Source organism: Micromonospora sp. NPDC005979, assembly GCF_040614415.1.
Taxonomy (GTDB): Bacteria; Actinomycetota; Actinomycetes; order Mycobacteriales; family Micromonosporaceae; genus Micromonospora.
In genome coordinates this window covers 1-25,277 of the sequence record NZ_JBEXUR010000006.1, presented here as the reverse complement: position 1 = coordinate 25,277, position 25,277 = coordinate 1, and the positions used below count along the sequence as shown (strand labels likewise).

The following is a 25,277-nucleotide window of genomic DNA, read 5'->3' as shown; positions in this document are numbered from 1 at the left end:
AAAACTGGGGTCATGGAGAAACGCACAGCTCTGGTCACCGGTGCCAACAAGGGCATCGGCAAGGATATCGCCCGCCTGCTCGCGGCCGAGGGTCTCACCGTGTACGTGGGCTCCCGTGACCCCGGGCGCGGGCAGCGGGCGGTCGAGGAGATCGGAGCCGGAGCCCGTCCACTGATCCTGGACGTGACGGATCCCGACGCCGTCGCACAGGCCGCGGCTCAGCTCGACCGCTTGGACGTGCTGGTCAACAACGCCGGCATCTCGCCGTCCCTCGATCCGCCGACCGGCACCGGCGTCGAGGAGTACCGGCGCACCTACGAGACCAACGTGTTCGGTGTGGTGGCAGTGACCAATGCCTTCCTGCCCGCCCTGCGCCGGTCTCCGAGTCCGCGCATCGTCAACATCTCCAGTGGCACCGCGTCGCTGACCTGGAGCACCGCCCCCAACCCCCAGTTCACCCCGGGAAGCGGCGCCGCAGCCGCCTACCGGTCGTCCAAGGCCGCTCTCAATGCCCTCACCGTCCTTTACGCCCAGACGCTGGCGGAGGACGGCTTCAAGGTCAATGCGCTCGCCCCCGGCCTGCGGGCCACCGATCTCAACCCCCGTGCCGCCGCTTCCGGCGGTGACCCGGCCGAGGCCGCGCAGGGTGCCCTCCGCCTGGCCCTGCTGCCGGACGACGGCCCCACCGGTGGCTTCTTCTCCTGGGACGGAACGCCGGTGCCCTGGTGAGTCGTTTGGCGGCGGCGGGCGCGTCGCCATCACCCTCGTGGGTGGGCGGCGCACACAACGGCATCGACAAGCGTGTCGGTCGGGCTCATGTCGGGTGTGGTCCACGTCACGATAGCTTCGGCGCGCGTCGACGCCCCCGCCGGCGCTGCCGAGGAGAGCGTCCATGACCACACCGCGCAGAGCCGCCACCGCCCTGACCGCCGTCCTGCTGCTGATCCTGACCGCCGCTGCCCCCGCCCAGGCCGCCACCCCCGCCACCACGCCACCGGTGTCCGGCTCGCTGGGCACCTACAACATCTCCGGGGTGTACGTGGCCGGGGTGTCCTCCGGTGGTTACATGGCCACCCAGCTGCACGTCGCCTACTCGTCCCGGATCCGGGGCGCGGCCGTCTTCGCCGCCGGCCCCTACTACTGCTCCCAGAACACCGTCGCCCAGGCGCTCTACGGCTGCGGTGACAACATCTACCCGACGAACGTGTCGGCGCTGGAGACGTACACCCGCGCCTGGGCGTCGTACGGCTGGGTCGACCCGGTCGGCAACCTCTCCGGCGATCCGGTGTACGTGTTCCACGGCAACAACGACACCGCCGTCAAGAAGTCCGTCACCGACGACCTGGTCCGCTACTACCAACGCTTCGGTGCCAGCGTGCAGTACGACAGCGGCTCGGCCGCCGGCCACGCGTGGGTGACCCCGTACGGCACGCTGGGATGTACGGCGACCGCGTCGCCCTACCTCAACGACTGCGGCACCGACCCGCAGAACGCCCTGCTGCGCAAACTGCTCGGCGGCGTCAACGCGCGCAACACCGGAGCGCTGGGCGGCACGCTCGTGCGCTTCGACCAGAACACGTTCGCCGTAAACGGGTGGGCCAACGGGTTGAGCATGGACGCCAACGGCTACGCGTACGTCCCGTCGGCGTGCGCGGCCGGCCAGTCGTGCCGGTTGCTGGTCGCGCTGCACGGCTGTGTGCAGGGGGCCGGGTCGGTGGGCACGGCGTTCGTCGACCGGGCCAACCTCAACCAGTACGCGGACACCAACAACCTGGTCGTGCTCTATCCGCAGGCCGGCACGGCGCTGAGCAATCCCAACGGCTGCTGGGACTGGTGGGGCTACCTGGGCGCGACCAACTTCCCGATCAAGGGCGGCGCCCAGCTCGAAACGATCATGAACATGGTCCGCCGCCTGGACGGCTGACGGCGATTGCCCTCAGCCCAGGAACAGTTGGAGCAGGACGACCACGGCGAGCAGCGCCGGCCCCCGGGAACCCTGCCGCAGCAGGTCGACCGGGACCATTCCGAACGGCGTGTTGACCGTCGCGCCGCCGTAGTCGATCGCCGGGCGGGTGCCGGCCCGGAAGGCGGCGGCCACCACCCCGAGCACCAGCGTCGGCGCGAGCCAGGTCGGGCCCGCGTCGACGCTGGGCAGGCTCGGCAGGGTCAGCAGCCACCACAGGCCCGCGCCGATCGCCGGCACCACCACGTGGACGCCGCGCAGGAGGGCGTCGCCGCCGCCGAGCGCCCGGCGCAGCCCGGCCGACCGGCTGACCGCGCGCAGTCCGCCGGTGAGCCGGTCGACGGCGAGGTACGCGAAGACCACCTGCGCGGCCCCGGCCAGGCCGGGCAGGGCGAGCGCGGCCGCGTACTGGACACCGACGAGACCCGCCCAGATCAGCAGGGCGCTGGGGTGCCGGCGCAGTCGTCGGACGTCCGCCTGGGGGAACGCCCACCAGCCCGGACCGGGCAGGAATCGGCTGCTGCGGACCCGGCCGACCCGCCGCCAACGACGGCTCTCCACCAGGCCGGTCAACAGGCTCGGGTCGAGCAGGATCGTGGCCGTTGCGGCGGCGTTGGCGAACTGCGCGCCGGTGGTCAGGGTGGCCCGGTCGACGAGGGGCAGCGCGCGTACCGCCAACACCGTGGCGACGACCGCGAGCGGCACGGCGACGGCGACCAGCGCGATCGTCGGCGTCGACGACGGCCGGGGTAGTCCCTCGCCGAGGCGGCCGGTGAGCACCACCACGGCGGTGATGAAGGCCGCGGCCACCATCGGGACCGCGCCGGCCAGCGCCGGCCACCGCCGTCCCGTGCGGCTGCTCTGGGCGACGACGCTGAGCGCCAGCGTGGCGGCACCCCAGCCCGCGCCGGCGGCGGCCGCCCAGCCCAGGGTCGCCGGGTCGCTGACACCGCCGAGCGCCGCCACGGCCACCCCGAGCGCGGCCGTGCCGACCGCCGCGCCCGCCACCAGGACCGCGAGGCGCGGCGCCAGCCAGGCTCGCCGATCAATCGGCGCGCTGGTCACCCAGCTCTGGGTGGCCGGGGTGACCAGCAGCGGGCCGAACGCGCGCAGGCCGCGCCAGACGAGCCCGGCGCCGGCGAGCAGCGCGGCGAGGGCCAGCCACCACCGCACCCCCGGCTCGGCCTGGCCCACGGTGGGGGAGTCCAGCATGTTGCGACTGGCGCTGATCGCGAACCAGCCGTACATGCCCACGAACAGGACCATGACGTAGGCGTCGCCCAGCACATCGCCGAGCGAGTGCTCGTGGTGGCGGCGGCGGGCGCGGCGCAGGTGCGTACGGACCTGTCGGGCCGTGGGCAGCCCGGCGGGCGCTTCGGCGATCGTGGTCGGCGCGGCCGTCACCGGCCGATCTCGATCCGCTCGTCCACGACCGCGTCGATCAACTCCGGGTCGTGCGAGGCCATCAGCACGGTGGTGCCGGCGTCGCGTTCGCGCCGCAGCCGGTCGGCGAGCCACTGCCGTCCGGCGACGTCGAGGCGCTGCTCCGGCTCGTCGAGGATCAGCACCCGACGCGGCCGGACGAAGCAGGACGCCAGCGCGAGCCGGCGGCGCTGCCCGCTGGACAGGGTGACCGGGAGTTGATCACGGGCCGGTTCCAGGCCCAGCTCGGTGAGGACCTCCTCGACCGGCTCGGCGTTGCCCCCGTGCGCGTACGCGACCAGCTCCAGGTGCTCGACCACGGACAGGTCGGGGAAGAAGTCGATGTCGTCCAGGGCGGCGGCCACCAGTGAGCGCACCTGCGGGTCGGTCTCGTCGGCCCGGTACCCGTGCACCCGCACCTCGCCCGCGTCCGGCCGGTCGGCGCCCACCACGCAGCGCAGCAGCGTGGTCTTGCCACTGCCGTTGGGGCCTAGCACCACCGCGATCCGGCCCGGCGGCAACGTGAAGGTCACATCGTCGAGCACGACCAGGTTGCCGAAGTTGCGGCTGAGTCCCCGCACCGAGAGAGCGTCCACGGTCACACACTCTCCCAGACCGACGCCACCGACCACGACGAGCGATCGACATCACGCCGACCCGGGGGGACACACCGCTCAGTGGGTGGCCGGCGGCGCTTCGACGTCGTGTACCAGGCGTTCGTCGGCGGCGGCCAGCGCCCGATCGTCGCCGACCTCTTCGGCCACCGTCGCCGCGTCCGCCCACAGCCGCCGCGCGTCGGACCGGTCGCCCAGCGCGGCGGCGGCGTCGCCCAGGTAGAGCAGGGTACGCCCCAGCCCCGCCGTGGGCCGGACGTCCGCGCGCAGCCGTCGGCTCTCGGCCAGCAGCTCGTACGCCGTCCGCGCCTGCCCGGGCGCGTTGGTCAGCAGCGTCGCCCCGGCGTTCAGCAGCGCGGCGGCGCGGCTGGTCGGATCGTTGACCGACTCGTACTCGCGCAGGGCGGCCCGCCAGGCCTGCGCCGCGTCCAGGTGCTCGCCGAGGCTGGCGTGCACCAGCACCAGGTTGGTCAGCGCGGCGGCGTAACCGCGCGCGTCACCCACCGACCGGAACGTGTTCGCCGCCCGCACCAGATGGTGGTGCGCGGCGTCCAGCTCGCCCCGGGCCAGCTGTGCCGCGCCGAGGCCCAGCTGGGTGAGGGCGTGCCCGGCCCGGTCCGCGGACGAGCGGTGCCGGCGGGACAGCTCCAGGTGCTCCACCGCGTCGTCGAGTTGCCCCAGGTCGAGCAGGGCCAGGCCGAGGTTCATCCGCGCCTGGGCGGTGCCCCGCCGGCCGCGTTCGGCCACCGCGAGCGTGAGCGCCGCCGCCGCCCCCTGCGGGTCGTGCCGACGTCGGCGCAGCACGCCCAGCTCGTTGTGCGCCCAGCCGGCGATCTCCGGTCGGTCGTCGGCCGTCGGGGTGGCCAGGACCGTGCGGCACACCTGCTCCCACTCGTCGAGCCGTTCGACGTGGGCGAGCCACCCGCACAGCGCCACGGCCAACCGGAACCACCACCGGCGTACCCGTCGGGGCAGCGTCTCGGCCGCCCCGGCGGGCACCCGGACGACCGCGAGCAGCAACTCCTGGTGCAGGTCGAACCAGCCGTACGGGTCGTCGTCCAGCGGCAGCGACCACTCGCGGTCCGGCGGGGAGCCCAGCACGGTCAGGTTGGCGGCGTGCCGTTCCGCCCGCCGGGCCAGCTGCCGGGTGAGCCGGGCCTGCGCGGCGACCCGGGAACGGGCCGGATCGGCGTCGCGCAGGTGCAGGCGGGCGTTCGCGGCGAGCAGCGGACGGACCTCGTACCGGTCGCCGGGGGCGCCGACCACGAACGCGGCGGCGGCCAACTGGTCCAGCAGCCCGGTGATCCGCTCGGGGTGCCGGCGGGCCAGCGCGGCGATGGTCGGCCGGTCCACCGGGGCGGGCGCCAGGGACATCAGCCGGTAGAGCCGGCGGGCCTCGCGGGCCAACGCCCGGTAGGCGGTGTCCCGTTCGGTGACGAGCTGGGCGGCCGGCGAGACGGCGACCCGCTGGTGCGGCGGGGTGCGTACCGCCCGGCGCAGCGCGTCCAGGACGTCGACGTGCCGCCAGCCGTGCTGGGCCGTGCGGTAGCCCAGCGCGCGGACGGTGCGCGGCTGCCGGCCGCACAGGTCGACGATCTCGCGCACGGCCGGATCGGTACGCGGGTCGGCGCGACGGACCCGGGCGGCCGGGGCGGCGCCGCCCGCGGCGGCGAACAGCTCGACCGCCTCGTCCGGGCCGGGCTCGGCGATCCAGTGCTCCACCACTCCGTTCAAGCCGCTGAGCGCGGGACCGCCGGCCAGCAGCAGCCGGCAGGTACGCGCGGTCGGCGGTAGCAGCGCGCGGACCTGCTCGGGCCGGTCGACGTTGTCCAGGACCAGCAGGATCTTGCGCCCGTCGATCTTGCGGCGGATCGCGGCGGCCGCGGCCGCGAGGGCGTCCGGGCGGCCGGACACCGGCGGCGCGCTGCCCAGGACCCCCGCCAACGCGGTGAGCACCTGCCGGGGAGAACGGGGTCGACCACCCCGGCGCAGGTCGAAGTGGTACTGCCCGTCCGGGAAGTCCGCCCGGCACAGGTTCGCCGCCTCGATGGCACAGGCCGACGTGCCCACCGCCCGCCGGCCCAGCACCGCCACGGCATGCTCGCGCGCGAGCAGGTCCAGCACCGCCCGGACGTGCTCGTCGCGGCCGGTGAACCCCGCCGTGTACGGCAGGGTCGGCACATCGTCGACCGGCGTGCTGACCACCTCGGTGGGTTCCGGACCGGTCTCCCGCCCCGACCGGCGCTGATGCGCGTACACCCCGAAGCCGATCGCGCCGACGAGGCCGAGCACGATGCTCGCCGGACCGAGCAGCTCGGCGGCCGGGCCGAGCGCACTGCTCACCAGCTCGGAGAGCAGATTGATGCCCACGTTGCCGAGCACGCCGCCGAGCAGCGAGAAGACGGCGGCGAGCAGCGGCCACCTCGGCCCTCGACCCGGCGCCCCGGTGGGGCGGGTCACCGTACGCCCCCGGAGACCAGGCCGGCGACGAGTTGCCGCCGGGCGAGCACCATGAGCGCCACCGGCAGCACCGAGGCGAGCACCGAACCGGCGGCCAGGACCCCGCTGTTGGACACGAAGCCGCGGCTCTGCCCGGCCAGGAACAACCCGAGCGGAGTGGCCTCCGGGCCGCTGAACAGCAGGCCCACCGCCAGGTCGTTCCAGACCTGGACGAACTCCAACACGGAGACGGCGATCACGGCGGGCAGGTTGTGCCGGGCCAGTCGACGCAGCGTCCCCCACCAGCGCCGGCCGCCCAGCCGAGCACCGCGCACCTGGTCGGCCGGCAGGTCGGCGAACGCGTTACGCAGCACCAGCACCGCGAACGGCACCCCGAGCGCCACGTGCACCAGCGCCAACCCGCGTGCGGTGCCGGAGGAGAGCACCAGGCCGAGCACCTCGTTGACCGGCCCGGCGATCACCTGCACCGGGACGACGGTGGCGGCCATCAGCAGCAAACCGGTCGCCTGCGCGGCCGGCCCGGTCAGCCACGCCAGCGGGTACGCGGCCAGCAGCCCGACGACGAGAACCGTCGCGGTGACGACGGTGGCCAGCAGCAGGGTGAAGCCCAGTGCCCGCCACAGCTCGTCGCCGCCGAGCAGGGCCTCGTAGGAGCCCGCGCCCGGTGGGGCCGACCACCAGCCCTGCGCGGCGGCGTCGACCTGCCCGTGCGCGGAGGTCGCCAGCAGCACCACCAGCGGAAAGAGCCAGGCCACCGCGGCGGCGGCGGCGAGCACCCGGAACAGCCGGCGCGGCGGCAGCGTCGGAGCCGCGTCGGGCGTCGCCTCGACGCGCGGCGGCGGCCACGCCTGGCGGACGAAGAACGCCGCCACCAGCACTCCGGCGGCCACCGCCGCCAGCCAGACGACGCCGAGCGCGGCGCCCTGCCCGGTCGTGGTGCCGCCCGAGGTCTGCCAGACCCGCAGGGCGAGCACCGCCGCGTCGTCGCGGACCGACCCGGGCGTCATCACCAGGATCAGGTCGAAGGTGCGGCTCGTGCCGAGCGCCACCAGGGCGAAGACCACCGCGACGGTACGCAACAACAGCGGCCGCCACTGCGCGTCCCACAGGACGTGTCGCCGGCCGCCGCCGTAGGCGCGCACCGCGTCGGCCAGGCTCGGCGGTACGCGGTCCAGCGCGGCCCGGAAGACCAGCACGGCCAGCCCCACCCACGCCCAGACGAACGCCGACATCAACGCCACCGTCACCAGGCCCGGCCCGAGCAGTTGGGGGGCGTCCTCGGCCCAGCGGCCGGTCACCCGCGCCGCGAGCAGGGTCACCAGGCCACGGGTCGGGTCGGGGTCGTACATGAGCCGGAAGGTGACCCCGGTGACGACCAGCGGCAACGCCACCGGCACCAGCAGGATCAGGCGGACCAGGCCACCCTCCTGGGAGCGGCGCGACACGACGGCGAACAGGTAGCCCAACGCCGTCACCACGGCCGGCACCAGCACCGCCCACAGCACCGTACGGCCGACCACCGCGCCGGTGTGCGGCGCGTCGAGGGCGGCCCGGAAGTGCTCCGCGCCGACCCAGTGACCGTCGGTGGTGACGCTGGCGTGCAGCGTGCGCAGCACCGGCCACAGCACCAGCGCGCCGAGCAGCAACGCGGCCGGCAGCAGCAGCGCGGAGGTCGCGCCGGCCGCCGGGTAGGCCCGGCCCCGGCGCGGCGGGCCCACGTCGTCGAGCACCGCCAGCTCGCCGAGCACCCGGGTCTCGCTCACCGGTCACTGCCCGCGTCACGGGCCGCCGCGGCGAGCTGCGCGGTGGCGTCGTCGATCGCCCGACGGGCCGGCACGCCGCCGGTGACGTCGGCGAAGAAGTCCTGCATGATGCGCCAGATGCCGACGCCGTCGGAGCCGGTGAATGCCCCCGGCAACTGGTCGGAGAGGTCGAAGTGCAGGGTGTCCGGTCCGCGCATCTCGCGGGCCAGTTGCCGGCGGACCGGGTCGTCGTACCTGTCCAGCGGGATGGTCGTGTTCGGCGACAGGTAGCCGCCGGCCTGCAACCAGGGAGCGAACGAGTCGGCCCGGGTCAACCACTCGACTAGCTCCAGGCCGCCCCGGTCGTGGTCGAACGCCACCGCGACGTCGCCGCCGACGATCAGCGCGCCGCTGCCCGCCCCCGCGCTCGGAAAGCGGAAGGTGACCGGCTCCTCGGTGCCGCCGCGGAACCGGCCCACCACCTCGGCGGTGAAATCGGCCTCGAAGACCATCACCGCCCGCCGTGAGCGCACCACCTGGATCACCGACTCCTCGTACTGGGTGAGCAGGGCACGTCTGCCACCGCCGGGGAACGCGCCGTCGATGCTCCACAGCTCGGCGAGCCGGTCCAGGGCATCGCGCACCGCCCGGCCCTGCCAGTCACCCTCGGCGGCGGCGAGAGCGTCGTACGCGGTGGGCGCGAGGTCGGCCAGCACGTTCTCGAACCAGTCGGTGAGGACCCAGCCGTCCGCCGCGCCGATGGCCAGTGGCGCCGGGCCGCCGTCGCGGGCGAGCGCGCCGAGACGACGGGTCAACGAGACCAGCTCGTCCCAGCTCGTCGGCGGCTCGGGCAGCATCGAGGGCAGATGCCAGATCAGGGACTTGTGCGCCGCCTTGACCCAGAGGCCGTAGCGCTGCCCCTTGGCCATCAGCAGGTCGCCGAGGCCGATCGGCACCGCGTACTCGACCGACGGTCGTACCGGGCGGAGCCAGCCCTTCGCGGCGTACTCGGTGACCAGGCCGGGACGCGAGAGGATCGCCACGTCCGGCGAGGTGCCCGCGAGGTGTCGGGCGCGCAGGAACGCGTCGATGTCGTTGCCGGCGCTGACCACCCGCACCGGGGCGGGGGCGCGGTACGCGTCCACGACCTTCTGGAAGCGCTCCAGCTCACTGCCGCTCCAGACCACCGCCACCTGTATCGAGCGGGTGCCGCCGCCGCACCCGGCCGCCGTGGCCGCCGCGCCGACGGCGGCGGCGCGCAGCAGCGTACGGCGGGTGAGGCCGCCGGCCGGCGTCACCGTGGGACCTCGTCGGGCTCGGTGACCAGGTGGTGCCGCGTCGGGATCTCGGCCAGGGTGGACGGATCGGCGGTGCAGACGAGTGTGGCGACCCCCGGCGTCTCCGACGGGGCGAGTCGGGGCAGCAGGTCGCCGAGGCGGCTGCCGCCGGCCGGCTCGACGGGCAGGTCGACGACGAGCACCTCGGGTAGGCAGACGGCGGCCCGGGCCAGCGCGACCCGGAACCGCTGCGCGTCGGAGAGCACGTGCGGGAGCAGGTCGAGCGTCGGCGCCAGCTCCAGCCGCTCCACCACCGTCGCCGTCCAGTCGTCGGCCATCTCGTGCACCCGTTCGCGTTTGCGTTGGCCGTACTCGATGTTGCGGCGCACGGTGAGCTGCGGCAGCAGCGCGCCGCCCGCCGGCACGTAGCCGATCTGCCGGCGCGGCGGCGGCAGGGCCGTGACGTCCCGCTCGCCCACCATGATCCGACCGGTGACCGGGGCGGCCAGGCCGGCCAGCACCCGGGCCACGGCCGTGCCGACCCGGGGCGGCGCGACCAGCGCGGCCGTCTCACCGGCCGCGACGCCGAGGGTGACCGGGCCGGTGCCGGGGACGGCGACCAGCGCGCGTAGTCGTAACGTTGCCCTCACCTCCGGTGACCGCTGACGCGTCCCAGGGTGGCATACGTGGCCGACAGTCGATGTCCCGTGGATCTTCCAATGTGGTGGAAGGCGGCGGCGCCTACCCGGGGGCGTAGAGGGCAGCCAGGCCGGCGGCCGTGGCGGCCAGGCGTTCGCGCAGCGCGCCCGGGCTGAGCACCTCCACGTCGGCGCCGAGGCGCAACAGGTCACCGTGGGCGTGGGTCAACGACTCGATCGGCAGCACGGCGGTCACCCAACCCTGGGCGTCGGCGGGACCGGCGGTGGCGTCCACCGCGTCCACCACCGGATCACTGCCGATCTCCCGCAGCCGCTCCCGGCCGGCGGGGGACAGGCGTACGGTGGCCTCGTCCTGGTGCAGTTGGGCGCGGAACCGCACCACGTGCTCGCGCCACCAGGCCGGCAGGTCGAAGTCGGCCGGCCGGTCGAACTCCTCGGCCAGCGGGGTCAACGCGAGGATCTGGTTGACCCGGTAGGTGGCCGGCCCGGCCCGGCCCGGTTGCGTGGCCACCACGTACCACCGGCCACCCTTGAGCACCAGGCCGTACGGCTCCAGCACCCGGGTCACCTCGCCCCGCCAACCGCGGTAACGCACCCGCACGCGCTGCTGCCGCCAGACGGCCTCGGCCGTGCGGGCCAGTTCGGGGGAGGCGTCGCCGTCCGCGTACCAGCCAGGTGTGTCCAGATGGAAGCGTTGCTGAAGTTGGATGGCGCGGTCGCGCAACGGCGTCGGCAACGCCTCGTTCAGCTTGAGTCGCAGTGCCGCCACCACGTCGCCGTAGCCCAACTCGTCGGCGGGGCCGGGCAGCCCGGCCAGGAAGAGCCGCTCGGCCTCCTCGGCGGTCAGGCCGGTCAGCCGGGTCCGCCAGCCGTCGACGAGCTGGTAACCGCCGGCGTGCCCGGCCTCGGAGTAGAGCGGGATGCCGGCGGCGTGCAGCGACTCCACGTCGCGGTAGATGGTGCGTGGGGAGACGGACAGCCGCTCGGCGAGCTGCGCGGCGGTCAGCCGGCCGTGCGACTGGAGCAGCAGCAGGACGGAGATGAGTCGACTGGCCCGCACTTCACTGACACTAGCTGTCAGCGAAGTGGTCCTACCGTCCCGGCATGGCATTTCACGACAAGGATCTACGAACGCTGGAGCCGATCGTGGTGGACGGTTGGCAGCTCAAGCGTTACCACATCGACCAGCCGGGACAGCCGATCGAACCGGAGGTGGAGAAGGCCGCGTACGACGTACTGCCAGCGCTGCTGACCCACGCGGTTCGTGACGACACCCCGGCCGCCGGGTGGGTGGTGCTGCACCGGGGCGCGGACACCGGCGCCTACCTGCTGGCGTACACCTGGGTGTGGGACAACGCGTTGCAGGCGCACATCGCGGTGGCCGGTCAGCCGGTGCTGGACTGCCCGGACGACGACCCGACCCATTTCGTCGAGTTGGCTCGGCGCGAGGTCGGCTGCGTCTGGGAGCTGGCGGTGCTGGAGCACGAGCGGGCCGCCTGGGTCCGGCACCTGCTGGCCCCGGAGACCCCCGACCTGGTCGGTTATCTGGGCGACTCGCGAGCGGACGGGCCGGTGGGCCACTGATGGGCGACTTCGACTTCTACGTGGGCACCTGGAACGTGGTCAACCGGCGGCTGCGCGAACGGCTGACCGGCTGCGACGAGTGGGACGAGTTCCCCGGTGTGTCGGTGGCGCACAGCTTCTTCGGCGGCGGTGGCAACTTCGACGAGATAACCTTCCCGACCAGGGGTTTCTCCGGCGCCACGATCAGGATCTTCGACCCGGCGAGCGAGCAGTGGTCGATCTACTGGATGAACAGCGGTCGCGGCGAGCTGGAGCAGCCGCCGGTGGTCGGTCGTTTCGTCGACGGGGTCGGCCGCTTCTACGCCGACGACCAGCACGAGGGGCGTCCGGTCCGGTGCCGGTTCATCTGGTCCGGGATCACCGCGACGACGGCCCGTTGGGAGCAGGCGTTCTCGGTCGACGGCGAACGCACCTGGGAGACGAACTGGATCATGGAATCGACGCGAGCGTCCATGGACTAGCCTGCGGGTCGTGCGCAGATGGCGGCGGGTGGATCCGTGGGGCTTCCGGCAGGTGTTCACCGGATTCATGGTGCTGGCCGGGTCGACGATGGCGGCGGTCGTGGTGGTCTTTGCCGGGCGCGCGTTGGCCGCGGGCACGGTCGACGGAAGCGACGCCCTGAGCATGGTTGGCGCGTTGCCGATCCTCGGGGTGTGGCTGACGTTCGCGTTCCGGATGCACCTGACCGGGATCTACGTCAACGACGAGGGCCTACGGCTGCGGCACATCTTCCGCACGCGGACGTTCCGGTGGTCGGAGGTGACCGGGTTCGAGGCGCGTCCCGCGCTGTTCCTCGGCGAACCGACCGTGCGCGACGCCTGCTGGGTGCGCACGACCGGCGGAGACTTCGAGTCGGCGGTGCAGCGGCGTTCGCGGGAGATGGGTTGGCGCAAGGACATCGGGCCGGTCCTCTCCTCGGACGACTTCGAAGGGATGCTCGCCCAGCTCGACGCCGAGCGGGCCTCCCGCCGCTCCGGCCCGCAGGTGGTCCGGCGCTAGTTAACGGCCGTTCGGTCGCGGTGTTAGGGTCCGACCACCGCCCCGGATGGAGGAAGCCATGCCCTCCGACCATGTCGACGTGCTCATCGTCGGCGCCGGCCTGTCCGGCGTCGGCGCGGCCTGCCACCTGCGCCGCGACTGCCCCGACAAGACGTACGCGGTGCTGGAGGCGCGCGACGCGGTCGGCGGCACCTGGGACCTGTTCCGCTACCCGGGCGTCCGGTCCGACTCGGACATGTTCACCCTCGGCTACTCGTTCCGGCCGTGGACCGACGCGCGGTCGATCGCGGACGGCGCGAGCATCCTCGAGTACGTGCGCGAAACGGCCCGGGAGTACGGCGTGCAGCGGCACATCCGCTTCTCCCACCGGGTGACGCGCGCGGAGTGGGACAGCGTCGCCGCCCGCTGGACGGTGTACGCCGAGCGCACCGACACCGCCGAGCCCACCAACACCGCCGAGACGGTGGTGCTGACCTGCTCGTTCCTGTTCGCCTGCACCGGCTACTACCGGTACGACGAGGGCTACACGCCCACTCTGCCGGGCGTCGACGCGTACGCCGGGCGGTTGGTGCACCCGCAGCACTGGCCGGACGACCTGGACCACGCCGGCAAGCGGGTGGTGGTGATCGGCAGCGGCGCGACCGCCGTGACGTTGGTGCCGGCCCTGGCGCGGCGGGCCGCCCACGTGACGATGCTGCAACGCTCACCGTCGTACCTCATCGCCCTGGCCGCACGCGACCGGCTGGCCGACGCCCTGCGGCGTCGGCTGCCGGCGGGCGTCGCGTATCCGGTGGTGCGGTGGAAGAACGTGCTGCTGTCCACGGCCACGTTCCAGCTCAGCCGGCGCGCGCCGGGGCTGGTGAGACGGCTGCTGCGCCGGGCCGCGACGCGCCTGCTGCCGGTCGGGTACGACGTCGACCGGCACTTCTCGCCCCGGTACGACCCGTGGGACCAGCGCCTCTGCGTGGTGCCCGACGGCGATCTCTTCACCGCCGTGTCGGAGGGCCGGGCGTCGGTGGTGACCGACACCATCGACACGTTCACCGCCGACGGCCTCCGGTTGGCCTCGGGCGACGAGGTGCGCGCCGACATCGTGGTCACCGCGACCGGGCTCAACCTGCTCGCCCTCGGCGGCCTGACGCTGCGCGTCGACGGTGTCGACGTCGACCTGGCCGACACCGTCGCCTACAAGGGCATGATGCTCTCCGGCGTGCCGAACTTCGCGCTGACCATCGGCTACACCAACGCGTCGTGGACCCTCAAGGCCGACCTGGTCGCCGGCTACGTCTGCCGGCTGCTGCGCCACCTGGACCGGACCGGCCAACACGTCGTGACCCCGCTGCCGCCGCCCGGTGACGAGCGGGTGCCGCTGATCGACCTGCGCTCCTCGTACGTGCTGCGCGGTGTCGCCGCCCTGCCCCGGCAGGGCGCGCGGACGCCGTGGCGGCTGCACCAGAACTACGTCCGCGACGTGCTGCTGATGCGGCACGGCCGGCTCGCCGACGAGGGCGTGCGGTTCTCCCGCCGCGCCCGCCAGGGAAGGAGCACCGATCGTGCGGAGGTTTGAGTTCGCCGGCGCGACGGCCGTGGTGACCGGCGCGGCCAGTGGCATCGGCGCGGCGCTGGCGCACGCCTTGGCCGACCGGGGCGCCGACCTGGTGCTCCTGGACCGGGACGCCGAGCGGCTGGACGGCGTCGTCGCCGCCATCGGCCTCGCCCACCCGGACCGACGCGTGCACACGTACCGGGTGGACCTCGCCGACCCGGCGGCCACCGCGCGGGTGGCGGCCGAGATCGGCCAGCGTCATCCGCGGATCCGGCTGCTGGTGAACAACGCCGGTGTCGGCCTCGGCGGTCGGTTCGACCAGGTCACGTTCGACGAGTTCAGCTGGGTTATCGAGATCAACTTCCGGGCGGTGGCGCAGGTGACGCACGCGCTGCTGCCCGCGCTCAAGGCCGAACCGGGCGCGCACCTGGTCAACATCTCCAGCCTGTTCGGGCTGATCGCGCCGGCCGGGCAGGTCGCGTACGCGGCGAGCAAGTTCGCCGTCCGGGGCCTCACCGAGGCGCTGCGGCACGAGTTGGTCGACGACGGCATCGGCGTGACGTCGGTGCACCCGGGCGGGATCCGGACCCGGATCACCGAGAACGCCCGCGTCGGCAGCGGCGTGCCGGCCCAGGAGTACGCCGCCGGTCGGGCGCAGTTCGAGAAGCTGCTCACGATCGCTCCGGAGCGGGCCGCCGAGGTGATCCTGCGGGGTGTCGAGCGACGGCGGGGCCGGGTGCTCATCGGCTGGTCGGCGAAGGTGCCCGACCTGCTGGCCCGGATCATGCCGGCGTCGTACCACCGGGTGCTGATGGTCGGCCTGAACCGGGGCGTGACCCGGCCCGCGCCGGTCCCGCCGCCGGTCGCCGACCCCACCTGATCAGGGCGGGCTGCCGCCGCGCTTCTCCTCCTGGGCCAGCACCGCCTCCCGGTGTTCGGGCTCGTCGCGGCGGGCCAGCTCGGCGGCGAGTCGCGGGTCGGCCACCAACCGCTCCCGGTTGCGGTGCAGGAAGCTCTCGAAACCCCCGGTGTACGGGCAGGCCAGCTCGCCGAGCGCCCGCTCCGGCGCGTACCGGCAGCCGGCGCAGTAGTCGCTGATCTCGTCGATGTCGGTGCCGTCCACCGCGTACGGGCGCGTGTCCACCCTGGCCAGGTCGGCGTACTGGCTCATGCCGATCACGGTCGCGTTCATCACCCAGTCGGCGCCGTCGACGAAGCAGCGCTGGAACCAGTCCGCCACCTCGGCGGGACGCCAGCCGCGCTGCAACGCGTAGTTGCCCAGCACCAGCAGCCGGGGGCTCTGGTGCGTCCAGGCCCGGTCCCGGACGGCGGCGAGCACGTCGGCCAGACAGCGCGCCTCCACCGCGTCGGCGTCCAGGTCGGCGAACCACGCCGGCATCGGCTCGGTCGCGGCCAGCCAGTTCGCGCCCCGGAACTGCGGCTCGTGGTACCAGTACAACTGCCAGAGGAACTCCCGCCAACCGAGCAGCCCGCGGATGAAGGGCTCCACCGATGTACGGGGGGCGGCACCGGACCGCCACGCCTGCTCGGCGGCGCGCACGGCCGGCTCGGGGTGCAGCAGCCCCAGGTTGAACGACGACGAGAGCGTCGAGTGCGCGAACAGCGGGTCGTCGGCGCTCATCACGTCGGCGTAGCGGCCGAACCCGGGCAGCCGGTGCGCGAGGAAGTGCGCCAACCGGGCCCGCGCCTCGTCGTGCGTGGCCGGGTACCGCCGGGGGCCGTCCCGACCGACGAACCGCACCCCGTCGGCCGCCCACCCGTCGAGGTCGCGGCGGACCTGCGCGTCGATGTCGTCCTCGACGATGGGCGGTGGTGGTGGCGGGGTGGCGGGCACCGCGGGGGCCTCACCGCGCGGGCGGCGCGGCGTCGGGGCCGTGGCGGGGAGCCGGGCCGGCCCGGTCAGCACGTCGTGCCGGCGACGGGCCTGCCGGTAGTGGTCGGCCATGCGCAGCGGGCCGCGCCGGGTGCGGTCCGCCCAGGCCGCGAAGTCGGACTGGCTGGTGATGAAGCCGCGCGGCGGCAGCACGGTCAGGCCGGGCACCGAACGGGCGAACGCCAGCGCGGCCCGGGAGTGCGGGTGGCACACCTCCACCGGCTCGGCGACCTGTGCCAGCGCCTCACGGAACGTGTCGGTACGCAGCAGCAGCGCCCGGTCGCCCAGCTCGGCGGCGCGGTGGCGCAGGGCGGAGAGGATCAGGTGCGCCTTCTGCCGGTGCATCGGACGGCGGCGGAACAGCTCCCGGATCTCCACCAGGAGGACCGGTTGATCGGGGTCGTCGAGGAAATGTGGCCCGAGTTGATCGGCCAGCAACCATCGGCGGCGTAACATCCCGCAATTCTGCCCATTTTCGGGCCGTCCCGCGCGCCGGCAGGCCGGATGATCGATGTCTGATCCAGATCGATGTCAGGCGGCGCGGCTGGTGACGGCCCCGGCGTCACGTCTGCGCAGCACCACCGTCACGGCCACGAGAGCGACCAGCAGCAGCGCGAGCACCGGCACCGGGGCCGGTCCGAGGGGCACGAGCAGCGCCACCCCGGCGACGACCGGATAGGCGACCACCACCGCGCCGTGCTGCTGACGGCGGACGTGCAGCACCCAGACGGTGAGCAGGAAGACGGCCAACGGTACGGCCACCGCGTACGCGGCGGTCGTTCCGGACACGTGCGCGAGGTGCCGCTCGTGGTCCACCACCACGGGCAGGCCGGCGCCGACGGCGGCGATCGCGCCGAAGATGAGGTAGTGGCCGTAGCCCCAGACCAGGGAGTACGGCAGCCGGTCCGGCGCCTCGACCGGGCGGTCGAAGTAGAGCCACCAGAGCGCGTACACGATGACCGCGCCGGCCGCCGCGAGCGCCCAGAGACCGTGGTCGCCCGCGTCCAGCCCGGTCTGGATCGCCAGGGAGATCGCCAGCACCGCCTCGCCGAGCACGATCAGCGTGAACAGTCCGTACCGCTCCCCGATGTGCCCGGGGTGCCACGGGGTCATGCCCGGCCGCTCGGCCACCGCCGGCACCAGCAGGTCGGCGAGCGCCAGCAGCAGGAACGTGACCATGCCCCAGTCGTCGGGCAGCGCCAGCCGCAGCAGCCAGCCGAGCTGCACGACGGTCACGCCGATCGCGTACCTGCGCGCCGCGGCCCGGTGCGCCGGATCGCCGGCGGCGGCCCGGCTCCACTGCACGACGGCGGCCAGCCGCATGACCACGTACCCGTAGGTGATGACGGTGAAGTCGCCATCGGTGAACGCGCGCGGCACCCCGGCCGCCAGGATCAACGCCCCGGTGATCTGCACCAGCGTGGTGATCCGGTAGACGTCGTCGTCGGTGTCGTACGCCGAGGCGAACCAGGTGAAGTTCATCCACGACCACCAGATCGCGAAGAACACCATCAGGTAGCTGCGCAACGCGTGGTCGAGATGCCCCTCGGCGACGTCGTGGTGCAGGGCGGACGCCGCCTGCGCCACGGCCACCACGAAACACAGGTCGAAGAAGAGTTCCAGTGGAGTGGCCGCGCGGTGTGGCTCGTCCCGGCGACGGGGCCGCATGGGCCGGTAGAACGGCCGCACCGAACGACTGTGGGTCACCGCAGCTCCTCAGGCCGACCGTCGGGGTCGGCCACACGATAGCGGGTGCCGGCGGCGCGGTTCCGCCAGATCAGCCGCGCCGACGGCGGTGGGTCAGCCCCTCCAGCACGAGCGTCAGGCCGGCGCCGACCAGCCACACGTCCTTGGCCAGTCCGGCGCCCTGCTGCGTCGGTCGGATGCTGCCGGGCCGCCGCATCCCCGGCGTCTTCAGGTAGAGCTGCACGAGACCCGCGCCGAACGCGGTCAGACCGAGCCCCACCAGGGGCGTCGGCACGAACGGCGCGAGGAGCGCCGCCCCGAGGGCGATCTCCGAGTACGACAGCAGCTTGGCGAACCGGGGTGGGTCCAGTTGGCCGAGCTGCGGCAGCGCCGCCACCGCCATCCCGTGCATGGCCTGCGCGGCCTCGCCCTCCAGATTGCGCTTGCCGAGACCCGAGTCGAGGAAGTACGCGCCGATGCTGGCCCGCAGCGGCAGGTGCGCGATTTTCATGATCACTCCCGGTGGCCGTGGTCCGAATCGTGGCCCGCGTACCCCGCGTGACCCGCGATAACCCGCCCCCCGGCCGACTGGGCCGGCCGTGGTGATCGCGGTAGGTTCGCCCCGGGGCCCACCGCCGAGCCCGCTTCACCGCCCGGCCCCGGGTCCCGCCACCGACCACCACCAGGAGGCGCAGTGAGCCAGGAAGTCCGGGGAGTCATCTCCCGCAGCAAGGGCGCACCGGTCGAGGTCACCACCATCGTGGTGCCCGACCCCGGCCCCGGTGAGGCGATCGTCCGGGTCCAGTCCTGCGGCGTCTGCCACACCGACCTGCACTACCGCGAGGGCGGCATCAACGACGACTACCCGTTCCTGCTCGGCCACGAGGCGGCCGGCATCGTCGAACAGGTGGGGGAGGGCGTCACCGACGTGGCCCCGGGCGACTTCGTGGTGCTCAACTGGCGGGCGGTCTGCGGCGACTGCCGGGCCTGCCGTCGCGGCCGGCCCTGGTACTGCTTCAACACCCACAACGCGAAGCAGCGGATGACCCTCACCGACGGCACCGAACTCGCCCCGGCGCTGGGCATCGGCGCGTTCGCCGAGAAGACGCTGGTGCACGCCGGACAGTGCACGAAGGTGGACCCGGCGGCGCGGCCGGCCGCGGTGGGCCTGCTCGGGTGCGGCGTGATGGCCGGCCTCGGCGCGGCCATGAACACCGGCAACGTGACCCGCGGCGACTCGGTCGCGGTGATCGGCTGCGGCGGCGTCGGGGACGCGGCGGTGGCCGGCGCGGCCCTCGCCGGCGCCACGACGATCGTGGCCGTGGACACCGACAGCCGCAAGCTGGACTGGGCGAGGAAGTTCGGCGCCACCCACACCGTGAACGCGTCCGACACCGATCCGGTCGAGGCGATCCGCGCCGCCACCGGCGGTTTCGGCGCCGACGTGGTCATCGACGCGGTCGGCCGACCGGAGACCTGGAAGCAGGCGTTCTACGCCCGGGACCTGGCCGGCACCGTCGTGCTGGTCGGCGTACCGACCCCGCAGATGCGGATCGAGCTGCCACTGCTGGACGTCTTCGGGCGCGGCGGCGCGCTCAAGTCCAGCTGGTACGGCGACTGCCTGCCCAGCCGGGACTTCCCGATGCTCACCGAGCTGTACCGGCAGGGCCGCCTCGACCTGGACGCCTTCGTCACCGAGGAGATCGCCCTCGACCAGGTCGAGAACGCGTTCGAGCGGATGCACCACGGCGACGTGCTGCGTTCGGTGGTGGTGTTCTGATGACCGTCCGGGTCGACCAGGCGGTCACCGCCGGCACGTTCTCGCTCGACGGGCAGACCTTCGACGTGGACAACAACGTGTGGGTGATCGGCGACGACGACGAGTGCGTCGTCCTCGACGCGCCGCACGACGTGGCCGCGATCCTCGCGCTGGTGGGCGAGCGCCGGGTGCGGGCCATCCTCGCCACCCACGCGCACGACGACCACGTACGGGTCGCCCCCGAACTGGCCGAGGCCACCGGCGCGCCGATCCTGCTGCACGCCGACGACCGGGTGCTCTGGGACCTGGTCCACCCCCACCTGCCGCCGCACGGCGAACTGCACGACGGGCAGATCGTCAAGGTGGCCGGCACCGCCCTGGAGGTGCTGCACACCCCGGGGCACAGTCCCGGCGCGTGCAGCTTCCACGCCCCGGGCCTGGGCGCGGTGTTCACCGGCGACACCCTGTTCCAGGGCGGACCGGGCGCGACCGGGCGGTCGTACAGCGACTTCGACACCATCGTCGAGTCGATCCGTACCCGACTGTTGACCCTGCCACCGGACACGGTCGTGCACACCGGCCACGGCGACGACACCACCATCGGCGCCGAGGCCCCGCACCTGCCGGAGTGGCTGGCCCGGGGGCACTGACCCGAGCGGCCGGCGGACGCGTCAGCGTTCGTCGGCCGCGCCGCCCAGCACCGGAACCAGGCCCCGGGGTTACGATCCGGCGCATGGCCGCCGAGCACCCCGTACCCGTCGTCCGTCAGCTGCGCCTCGTCGTGGAGGCAGCCGACCACGAGGCCGCCGTGGCGTTCTTCCGGGACGCTCTCGGCCTGCCCGTGGAGGCCGAGTTCACCAGCGACGGGGACGCGCGGGTGGTGATCCTGGACGCCGGCCGGGCCACCTTGGAGATCGCCAACCCGGCGCAGAAGCGCCTGATCGACGAGGTCGAGGTGGGCCGCCAGGTCGCCCCGCGCATCCGGGTGGCCTTCGAGGTGGACGACGCCGCCGCCACCACGGCCCGGCTCGTCGACGCCGGCGCGAGCGAGGTCGCGCCGCCGACGCTGACGCCGTGGCAGTCCCTCAACGCGCGTCTCGACGCCCCCGCTGACCTGCACATCACCGTCTTCCAGGAGCTGGAGACGAAGCCGGACACGCCGTGACGGCGACGTCCGAGCGCGCCGGGTCTCTCACGCCGGCGCAGGCGGCTGCCCTCGCGTACGTGCGGTCGGCGGCGATGACCGAGCGGGCGGCGGCGCTCGCCACGATCACCCGCCACCTCGCCGCCGCCGCTGTCGACGAGCCGGCGCAGTGGTTGCTCGCCGCCGTCGAGCGCGGCCGGATCACCGTCAACTTCCACCCGGATCGACTGTGCGCGGACGGGCGTGCCGTGGCGACCGCCCTGGCCGAGGACGGGGTGTACCGCAGTCAGTTCGTCACGGGGATCTCCGCCGGTGGGCTCACCGCGTACCCCGGTGGCGACCGCGACCGCTGGGAGCGGCGGATGTTCGGCGGCGCGTACCAACAGACCGGGGTGACCCCGGCGGACCGCCCGATCTACGGCGGGTTGAACCTGCTCGACCACGCGGACGGCGCCTGCCCCCGCTTCGGCTCCTGCCATCTGCGGCTGCGCCCGGCGGTGCTGGCGCGGGCGACCTTCTGCCTCGGCGACAGCTACCTCGGCCCCGGGGTGGCGGGGACGGTCGACGCCTTCGAGGCGCTTCTCGCCGGGCTCCTGGCCGAGGTGGCCCGCACCGGCGTGTGCCTCGGCCGCGCCGGAACGGACGTCGCCTGCCTGACGCGGACGCTGCTCGACGGCCCGCCCACGCCGGGAACGGTCGGTCGGGCGCTCGACGACTACGTGGAGGCCCAGGTCCACGGCACCCTCGACCTCGCGTCCGACGTCGAGGAACTGGTGGCGGACCCGTCCTTCGTCGGCACCGCCACCGGCGAGCAGTTGGAATGTCTCGCGCGTCGGTACGGTTTCCCGCTGCGCTGGCACCCCGGCTTCGTGCTGCCCGTCGAGGAGGTCGACGCCGAGTTCCGGGGTCCCGCCATCCCGGTGCTCGCGGCGCGTCTGCACCGGGAGTTCGGCCAACCGGACGCGCCGGTCGACGCGGCGCTGATCGGCCGGGGCGCCGTGTCGCTGGTGACCGAGCCCCAGCGGTGGGCCGACCGGGGTCCGGTGGCCGACACCCTTGCGCACCTCAAACAGCTCTGGCACGTGCTCGTCCGGTTCGGCGTCGCCCATCCGGGCTGAACCGTCTGCGTCGATGGTCCGGTTCCGCCCACCGGTCACCCGGGTCCGGCCGGCCATCCGAATTCCCCGGAGTGACCGGGTCCGCAGCTCGGGGTGACTCCGGCATTTCCGGAATGACCGACTCGTCAATCCGGTTGTGTCCCCCGTACCGCCGGAGCCCAAACCCCTTTCCGCGGTCACTCCCGAGGGGCGTTCACCCCGGAGCGCTCCGCACGATCGAAAGGAACCATCGTGAAGCCCGACTTCACTCGATGGCTCCCCGCCATCGCCAAGGACTCGTACCGCAAGACCGCGCTCGGCGTGGTGGGTGTGGCCGCCCTCGGTGGTTTGGCGCTCGCGCCGACCGCGACCGCCGCCCCGGTCACCTCCGGGCCGCACCAGGGCGCCGTCGCCGCCATCGACCTCGCCACCGGCAAGGCCGCCACCGCCGTGCAGCACCAGGAGCAGCCCGTCGAATCCGGCCTGACCACCGGCTCCGCCACCGGCAAGCCGCCGGCCGGCAAGCCGGGCCGCGACGAGCTGATCCCGCACGGCATCGAGGGCGCGCAGTCGCGCATCCCGCTCGACAAGGCGCAGCTCGACAACGCCCGGTCGATCGTCGACGCGGCCAAGAAGACCGGCGTCGGCGACCGTGGCGCGGTGATCGGTGTCGCCACCTCGTTGCAGGAGTCGAAGCTCTACAACCTCGGCCACCTCGGCGCGTACAACGACCACGACTCGCAGGGCCTGTTCCAGCAGCGTCCGTCGTCCGGTTGGGGTTCGCCCGAGCAGATCACCGACCCGGAGTACGCCGCCACGGCGTTCTTCGACGCGCTCAAGAACGTGGGCGGTTGGCAGGACCTGCCGCTGACCACCGCCGCGCAGACCGTGCAGGTCTCCGCCTTCCCGTACGCGTACGCACAGTGGGAGGAGCAGGCGGCGGACATCGTCCAGCAGCTCTGGTGACCGCATCCTGAACACACCGGCCGGCCCCCGTCACGGGGGCCGGCCGGTCTCGTCTTTCGTCAGCAGGGGGCGTAGAGGCGGCGGGTGCCATCCCCGGTGGCGTACGCCTCCCGGTCGCTGAACCGGCAGCCGTAGTCGGGTCGGACCACCACCGCCGGATCGGTCACGGTGTCGCCGGCCGGGCGCTTGCCGGTGCGTACCCAGGACACCAGGTCGTCCCAGGCGGCGCCGGCCTCGGCCGGGCTGAACTCGCAGTGCTGCGCGGCCCGGATGGCCCGCTGCACCACCAGCCGGCTACGACCGTGCCGTGCCACGTCGGTGGCGTACGCCTGCTCCATGCTGAACGGTACGAACAGATCGCCGAGGTCGTGCAGGCTGACCACCGGCGCGCTGGGACGGCCGGCGATGCGCGGCACCTCCGTCAGCGTCGGCAGGAGCCGCTGCCGGATGTTCTCCGGCGCGACCCGCCGCACGGTCGAGTTCAGGTCGACCGGACTGTTCGGGCGGTAGCGGGTGAGCAGGTTCGTGGCGAGCTGTCCGGGCCGCTGGGCGGGGGAGTCGCCGCCGTCGGTCACCATGATCGAGAAGAGGAAGTCTTTCCACACCGCGAACGCCGCGTCAGCGCCGGGACGCGGCCCGCCCGAACGGTCCACCGTCACGGCCCGCAACTGTTTGCCCCGCTCGGTGGTCGTGTCCGGGCCGGTCGGCGAGAGCCCGGCCAGCCCCAGCGTCGCCTGGATGCGCGGCACGGCGTTGTTCAGGTAGTCGGCCGGCGTGGGATAGGCCGGCACCCCGGCGAGCGCCTGCGCGACCAGGTTGTAGTCCAGGTAGAAGTCGAGCAGCGTCTGGTCGCCGAGCACCCCGCCCATGGGCAGGGCGCCGTCGTAGTAGCCGGGATACTGCTCTAGGGAGCGACCGATGACGTATCCACCCATCGACACCCCGGCGAGATACGTGCGGTGCGGCCGACGCACCGTCCGTCCGAAGTGGTCCGCGAGATCCTTCGTGCCCAGCACCCCGGAGCGGATGTCGAAACCGTTGTGGTCGTACGACGACGACGCCCACGCGTACCCCTGGGTCAGCATCCGTTGGCGCAGTTCGAAGCCCGGCGGCTCCGGCGAGAGCACCGTGCCCTGACCTCGGTAGCCGTGCGCCCACAGCACCAGGTCGCCGTTCCACCGGGCGGGAACCTCGATGATGTACGCGGCGTGCCGGTGCGCGCCCTGACGTACCGTCGTCTGTTTGCCCCCGACCGTCAGCGGCGTCAGCGGCGGGTTCTGAAAGGTGTAGCCGGGCAGCGGCTGGTCGCCGTCGGAGCCGCGATCCGCTGCGGCGCCTGCCGCTGCGGCGGCGGTGGGTGCGGGGCCGATCAGCCCGACGGCCAGGGTCAGCGTCGCGGTGGCGGCGATCAGGCGGCGCAGGGTACGAACGGGTACGGACAGCATCGATGCTCCCCATCGGACGGATGTCGCCTGCGGGGCGACCAGGCGGGACGGTTGCCTACCGGCCGGTAGCGCCCTGAACCTAGGACCGCCGTCGACCGGAGTCAATGGATACGCTGACCGAACGGTCAGGCCGCGGTTGTCGGGCTGGTGCGATCCGGCTCTCGGCGCGGGTGCCGGTGTTCGGTTGGTCCGGTCCGCTGCGGTTGACTGTCGTCGTGGATGACTCGATCTGGGCGGCGGCCCGGGCTGCGCGGAACTGGCTGGACACCGCGAACGGCACCGGGGAGACGGAACTGACCTGCCGCATCCTCAAGCTGACCGAGGAGGTGGGCGAGGCGTCCGCCGCCTGGATCGGTCTGCTCGGGCAGAATCCGCGCAAGGGTGTCACCCACACGCGCGAGGACGTGGCAGCCGAACTGGCCGACGTGGTGTTCACCGGGCTGGTGGCGATCGAGAGCCTGGGACTCGACGCGCAGACCGTTCTGGAGTCTTGCGCGAACAAGGTCCGATCCCGCCTAGGGGAGTGAGGCCCGCCCGCCTACCCCCTGCCCCCTGCCCCCGGCGGTCGTGCGGTGCCGTGATCGACACGACTTCGCCGATGTGGGGGCATCAACCGGTCCGGGACACCCCGACTTCGGCGATCTGGGTCGACGCATCCGGTCCGATCGCCGCACGCGGGCGGTGTGTCCGATTGGCGGGGGCTGTCGTGATGGCCGGCTGCGCCGTGGCGGGTGTGCCGTGGCCGGCTGCGCCGTGGCGGGTGTGCCCGTGGCCGGGGAGTCGTTGGCACGCCCGGCGGTCGTGGCCCTCGGACGATCGCAGGAGCGCAGGTCACCGCCCGCCGCCCGTCGGGTCGGGCCCCATCACCTCGCGTCCTTTGCTCTGCTTCAACCCAGGAAACACCCGGTGTCCGATTATCGGACGACAGGTGTTTCCTCGGTTGAAGCAGAGCAAAGGCGGGTCACCGCCCCTCCGGCCCTCCGGGAATGACCCCGGACCGCCGGTCGCTATACCCCGGTC

24 protein-coding genes are annotated in these 25,277 nt (G+C 73.5%); 13 read left to right on the top strand and 11 right to left on the bottom strand.

Annotated elements, in window-relative coordinates; all coding sequences use genetic code 11:
• The first annotated feature begins 12 nt into the window (after positions 1-12).
• Together ABZ272_RS12035 and ABZ272_RS12030 are read left to right on the top strand one after the other, a co-directional pair.
• Positions 13-729, top strand: a complete 717-nt coding sequence (locus tag ABZ272_RS12035) for an SDR family oxidoreductase (RefSeq protein ID WP_355049942.1) — start codon at positions 13-15, stop codon at positions 727-729.
• A gap of 163 nt (positions 730-892) precedes the next feature.
• Positions 893-1,924: a PHB depolymerase family esterase gene (locus tag ABZ272_RS12030; protein ID WP_355049941.1), complete on the top strand. Its 1,032-nt coding sequence runs from the start codon at positions 893-895 to the stop codon at positions 1,922-1,924.
• A gap of 12 nt (positions 1,925-1,936) precedes the next feature.
• On the opposite strand, the gene ABZ272_RS12025 is transcribed toward ABZ272_RS12030, so the two are convergent.
• From ABZ272_RS12025 to ABZ272_RS11995, 7 genes are all read right to left on the bottom strand, one after another.
• Entirely contained in the window at positions 1,937-3,367 is a 1,431-nt protein-coding gene (locus ABZ272_RS12025; RefSeq protein ID WP_355049940.1) for a DUF6297 family protein, read from the bottom strand.
• Positions 3,364-3,987 (bottom strand): ABC transporter ATP-binding protein, encoded by a 624-nt coding sequence (locus tag ABZ272_RS12020; RefSeq protein ID WP_355049939.1) that lies wholly within the window; start codon positions 3,985-3,987, stop codon positions 3,364-3,366. The genes ABZ272_RS12025 and ABZ272_RS12020 overlap by 4 nt, the downstream gene beginning before the upstream one ends.
• A gap of 72 nt (positions 3,988-4,059) precedes the next feature.
• A complete protein-coding gene (locus ABZ272_RS12015; RefSeq protein ID WP_355049938.1) occupies positions 4,060-6,459 on the bottom strand; it encodes a tetratricopeptide repeat protein in 2,400 nt (799 codons plus the stop codon).
• A complete protein-coding gene (locus tag ABZ272_RS12010) occupies positions 6,456-8,222 on the bottom strand; it encodes an ABC transporter permease subunit (RefSeq protein ID WP_355049937.1) in 1,767 nt (588 codons plus the stop codon). Before ABZ272_RS12010 ends, ABZ272_RS12015 begins: the two co-directional genes overlap by 4 nt.
• On the bottom strand, positions 8,219-9,499 hold the full coding sequence (locus ABZ272_RS12005; protein WP_355049936.1) for an extracellular solute-binding protein: 1,281 nt from the start codon (positions 9,497-9,499) through the stop codon (positions 8,219-8,221). Before ABZ272_RS12005 ends, ABZ272_RS12010 begins: the two co-directional genes overlap by 4 nt.
• Positions 9,496-10,128 carry an ATP-binding cassette domain-containing protein gene (locus tag ABZ272_RS12000; protein ID WP_355049935.1) on the bottom strand — a complete coding sequence of 211 codons (633 nt, stop codon included), beginning with the start codon at positions 10,126-10,128 and terminating at the stop codon, positions 9,496-9,498. The genes ABZ272_RS12005 and ABZ272_RS12000 overlap by 4 nt, the downstream gene beginning before the upstream one ends.
• A 91-nt stretch (positions 10,129-10,219) precedes the next feature.
• The gene (locus ABZ272_RS11995) at positions 10,220-11,197 is read right to left on the bottom strand and encodes a WYL domain-containing protein (RefSeq protein WP_355049934.1); all 978 of its coding nucleotides are present in this window, start codon (positions 11,195-11,197) and stop codon (positions 10,220-10,222) included.
• 44 nt (positions 11,198-11,241) lie between these two features.
• Between ABZ272_RS11995 and ABZ272_RS11990 the strand changes: the two genes are divergently transcribed.
• The 5 genes from ABZ272_RS11990 to ABZ272_RS11970 are packed head-to-tail and all read left to right on the top strand — an operon-like array spanning position 11,242 to position 15,146.
• Positions 11,242-11,721: a hypothetical protein gene (locus ABZ272_RS11990; RefSeq protein ID WP_355049933.1), complete on the top strand. Its 480-nt coding sequence runs from the start codon at positions 11,242-11,244 to the stop codon at positions 11,719-11,721.
• Complete coding sequence (locus tag ABZ272_RS11985) at positions 11,721-12,182, top strand: hypothetical protein (RefSeq protein ID WP_355049932.1); 462 nt, start codon at positions 11,721-11,723, stop codon at positions 12,180-12,182. The genes ABZ272_RS11990 and ABZ272_RS11985 overlap by 1 nt, the downstream gene beginning before the upstream one ends.
• A 10-nt stretch (positions 12,183-12,192) precedes the next feature.
• Positions 12,193-12,720, top strand: a complete 528-nt coding sequence (locus tag ABZ272_RS11980) for a PH domain-containing protein (protein ID WP_355049931.1) — start codon at positions 12,193-12,195, stop codon at positions 12,718-12,720.
• Between the two features lie 58 nt (positions 12,721-12,778).
• Complete coding sequence (locus tag ABZ272_RS11975) at positions 12,779-14,287, top strand: NAD(P)/FAD-dependent oxidoreductase (protein ID WP_355049930.1); 1,509 nt, start codon at positions 12,779-12,781, stop codon at positions 14,285-14,287.
• Complete coding sequence (locus tag ABZ272_RS11970; protein ID WP_355049929.1) at positions 14,274-15,146, top strand: SDR family oxidoreductase; 873 nt, start codon at positions 14,274-14,276, stop codon at positions 15,144-15,146. Before ABZ272_RS11975 ends, ABZ272_RS11970 begins: the two co-directional genes overlap by 14 nt.
• Here the strand turns inward: ABZ272_RS11970 and ABZ272_RS11965 are convergent, their stop codons facing one another.
• The 3 genes from ABZ272_RS11965 to ABZ272_RS11955 form a co-directional block, all read right to left on the bottom strand.
• Positions 15,147-16,616 (bottom strand): cryptochrome/photolyase family protein, encoded by a 1,470-nt coding sequence (locus ABZ272_RS11965; RefSeq protein ID WP_355049928.1) that lies wholly within the window; start codon positions 16,614-16,616, stop codon positions 15,147-15,149.
• A 75-nt stretch (positions 16,617-16,691) separates the two neighbouring features.
• A complete protein-coding gene (locus tag ABZ272_RS11960) occupies positions 16,692-17,867 on the bottom strand; it encodes a low temperature requirement protein A (RefSeq protein WP_355049927.1) in 1,176 nt (391 codons plus the stop codon).
• A 70-nt stretch (positions 17,868-17,937) separates the two neighbouring features.
• Positions 17,938-18,357: a hypothetical protein gene (locus tag ABZ272_RS11955; RefSeq protein WP_355049926.1), complete on the bottom strand. Its 420-nt coding sequence runs from the start codon at positions 18,355-18,357 to the stop codon at positions 17,938-17,940.
• 183 nt (positions 18,358-18,540) lie between these two features.
• Here ABZ272_RS11955 and ABZ272_RS11950 point away from each other — a divergent pair, with 183 nt between their 5' ends.
• The 5 genes from ABZ272_RS11950 (at position 18,541) to ABZ272_RS11930 (ending at position 22,812) form a co-directional block, all read left to right on the top strand.
• The gene (locus tag ABZ272_RS11950) at positions 18,541-19,626 is read left to right on the top strand and encodes an S-(hydroxymethyl)mycothiol dehydrogenase (protein ID WP_355049925.1); all 1,086 of its coding nucleotides are present in this window, start codon (positions 18,541-18,543) and stop codon (positions 19,624-19,626) included.
• On the top strand, positions 19,626-20,255 hold the full coding sequence (locus ABZ272_RS11945; RefSeq protein WP_355049924.1) for an MBL fold metallo-hydrolase: 630 nt from the start codon (positions 19,626-19,628) through the stop codon (positions 20,253-20,255). The genes ABZ272_RS11950 and ABZ272_RS11945 overlap by 1 nt, the downstream gene beginning before the upstream one ends.
• An 83-nt stretch (positions 20,256-20,338) precedes the next feature.
• Positions 20,339-20,770 (top strand): VOC family protein, encoded by a 432-nt coding sequence (locus ABZ272_RS11940; protein WP_355049923.1) that lies wholly within the window; start codon positions 20,339-20,341, stop codon positions 20,768-20,770.
• Entirely contained in the window at positions 20,767-21,867 is a 1,101-nt protein-coding gene (locus ABZ272_RS11935) for a DUF3626 domain-containing protein (RefSeq protein ID WP_355049922.1), read from the top strand. The genes ABZ272_RS11940 and ABZ272_RS11935 overlap by 4 nt, the downstream gene beginning before the upstream one ends.
• Before the next feature lie 231 nt (positions 21,868-22,098).
• Positions 22,099-22,812 (top strand): hypothetical protein, encoded by a 714-nt coding sequence (locus ABZ272_RS11930; RefSeq protein WP_355049921.1) that lies wholly within the window; start codon positions 22,099-22,101, stop codon positions 22,810-22,812.
• A 59-nt stretch (positions 22,813-22,871) separates the two neighbouring features.
• Here the strand turns inward: ABZ272_RS11930 and ABZ272_RS11925 are convergent, their stop codons facing one another.
• Positions 22,872-24,257, bottom strand: a complete 1,386-nt coding sequence (locus ABZ272_RS11925) for a hypothetical protein (RefSeq protein WP_355049920.1) — start codon at positions 24,255-24,257, stop codon at positions 22,872-22,874.
• Between the two features lie 104 nt (positions 24,258-24,361).
• Here ABZ272_RS11925 and ABZ272_RS11920 point away from each other — a divergent pair, with 104 nt between their 5' ends.
• Positions 24,362-24,784 (top strand): MazG-like family protein, encoded by a 423-nt coding sequence (locus ABZ272_RS11920; RefSeq protein WP_355049919.1) that lies wholly within the window; start codon positions 24,362-24,364, stop codon positions 24,782-24,784.
• Positions 24,785-25,277 lie beyond the last annotated feature (493 nt).